We start from the raw sequence: 2518 nt of genomic DNA on the forward strand, positions 1-2518 counted from the left end.
TTATACTGTTTTCGTTTCATTCCGGACACGTCCTTCTCTTCTTTTTAGGATAGAGACTTAACTAACGTGTGTCCATACATCTATACTAACTCCAAAAGGTATCATTAAAAAAGGGAAAAGTAATCACTACTTAAAATTACTGAATTTCTTTAATAGACATTTAGATGATCATAAACCGATTAACAAACAACTGAAATGGGATTTAGAAGAAGCAACAGATCCATATTCAGATGAAGCATTGGAAAATCAAGCCCGTGACATCATAAAAATGTTAGAACAAGAACCCTCAAAAGTAGTAGTCTTTGCGTTCAATAAATCTTTTATTAGTACAGTTAATGCATATGTGTTTAATAGTAAACATGAACCTATTTGGCATCAAGATTTCACTTCACTAATCGAAAGCAATTATACATTTGATTTGAATTCAGATGATATTGAAACAGAAAAGAAAGAAAGTACTACTACTCTCGATAAAAAGAAAAAAATTGTTAAATTGAAAAAAATTAAATAGTTTGGAGATATTATTATGAATAAGATATTTAATGGACAACGACTAAAGGAAGCTCGACTTTATAATAAGTTAACGATCACCGAATTAGGCGTGAAATTAAATGTCACAAAGCAAATGATTTCAAAGTATGAAAACCAAAATATTGAACCTAGCTTTGAAAAGTCATTACAATTAACAACCATTTTGGGTTATCCTAGAGAATTTTTCTATACAATTGATAAATTCAATATTCAAAACGAAGGGACCTTTTTCCGTTCAAGACTTACAGCTACCCAAAAAGCAAAAAACCCTGCGTCAATCGCTTTAAAGTACTCGGTAATCATGCGGGATTTTTTAGAGCAGTATATTGATTTTCCCCAATTAGAGGAAAGGGAAAATTATGAACTTCTACAAGATTACAATTTAATTGCGAAAAAAATGCGCAACTTTGTTGGCCTAGATAATGGGCCCATTCCAGATATTATTGAAGTAGCAGAGTTAATGGGATTCACTGTTATTAGTATGAATTATAACGAAAGTAAAGTTGATGCCTTTAGTAGCATGAACGTTATAGAAAATGCCGTTGGAGATATTAACCCTTATTTCGTCATTGCTACAGGAACAGGCGAATCTCGTTCATTTTATAGACAGCAATTTAGTATCGCTCACGAAATGGCACATTGGGTGCTCCATCAAAATATAAATCCCCAAGAATTAGATAAAGAAGAATATAAAGTTATGGAAGATGAAGCTAATAAATTGGCATCTATTTTTCTATTACCAGAAGATACATTTGGTGCTGAGCTAGCTACTAGGGTTACAGATGAAATTGATACGTTCTACAGCTTAAAGAGAAAATGGAATGTATCTATGGCAGCTATGATTAAACGGGCAAGAGATCTTTCCTTAATTAACGGGGACCAAGAAATAAAACTTTATAAACAAATGCATTATCGCAAGTGGAAAAATCCAGAGCCATTTGATTTGGAAACTAAAACGACTGTTCCAGTGGCATTTAAACAATCTTTGGAGTTATTAATAGATGAAGGTATTTTAAAAGGACATGAAATTCCCATTAAAATTGCAGAGCAATACAACCTCTATTTGACTCCAAAAATGCTAGCAATGATTTGTGGTGTAGAACCGGCCCTGTTTATTGATAACAGCGAATCTAGGGTTGTATTGAAATTAAAGGATTTTAAAAGAAAACACAGTAGCTAGATTTATATAAATGAGGGATAAAAGATGACGTACTGTTTTGCATGGAAGTCAAATAATGAAATTTACATTGTTGCAGATTCTTTAACTTCTTCTGAAAATAGCGATTTAGAAATTGAAGCTGATTATTCTAGTATGGGTGAAAAGTATGGAGAATATAATTCACACTTCATCACCGAAAGTAATACAAAAATTTATGTTAAAGAAAATTTTGTTATTGCATTTTCAGGTTATGTAGATACTTATGAGGAAATAAAAAGAAATTTGAATTTAATGGTTGGACATTTGCCATATGATCAAATCATTTCTTATCTTCAGGAAATTATATCAGAGGCAGAAGTGATACTTGCAGTTAAACAGAAAGATAATAACAAATTATTCGTAGTAAATAAAAAAGAATTTAAAGAAATAAAAGATTATATAAGTATAGGAAGTGATAGAACTATAGCGGATTTAGATGATTTAATGAAAGGTTTTTCAAACACATTCCCACATTTTAAAGAAGAAAATATAGACGATGAGCCAAGAAAAAAAATAAGTGCAGCTACTGCATATCTTCAAATGCTTTCTTTGAAAAATATTTTTTTAGAATTTGGCGTAGGTGGGACTGTTTGTGGCATCTGCATTTATGATAATAAAGTAGAGTGGAATGATGATTTATTATACTTTTTTTATGATGAGAATTTTGAAAATAAAAAGCTCATAAATATGATTATTACTCAACTTTCGCACCCAATAAAACAGCCTAATCAATTGACTGCACTAGCCTTGTAGTCAAACCAATAGGTCTGTTGACAATTTTACGACTAA

3 protein-coding genes are annotated in these 2518 nt (G+C 31.1%); all 3 read left to right on the plus strand.

Annotation, left to right across the window (positions count from 1 at the left end):
• Positions 1 to 103 precede the first annotated feature (103 nt).
• From H4683_RS21025 to H4683_RS21035, 3 genes are read left to right on the plus strand one after another with little or no spacing between them, the layout of a single operon-like run.
• A complete protein-coding gene (locus H4683_RS21025; protein ID WP_338062519.1) occupies positions 104 to 511 on the plus strand; it encodes a DUF5986 family protein in 408 nt (135 codons plus the stop codon).
• A gap of 15 nt (positions 512 to 526) precedes the next feature.
• Positions 527 to 1711 (plus strand): XRE family transcriptional regulator, encoded by a 1185-nt coding sequence (locus H4683_RS21030; RefSeq protein WP_192600775.1) that lies wholly within the window; start codon positions 527 to 529, stop codon positions 1709 to 1711.
• A 24-nt stretch (positions 1712 to 1735) separates the two neighbouring features.
• Positions 1736 to 2482, plus strand: a complete 747-nt coding sequence (locus tag H4683_RS21035) for a hypothetical protein (protein ID WP_192600776.1) — start codon at positions 1736 to 1738, stop codon at positions 2480 to 2482.
• Positions 2483 to 2518 lie beyond the last annotated feature (36 nt).

The sequence above is a fragment of the Sporosarcina limicola genome (assembly GCF_014873855.1).
GTDB classification, from domain to species: Bacteria; Bacillota; Bacilli; order Bacillales_A; family Planococcaceae; genus Sporosarcina; species Sporosarcina limicola.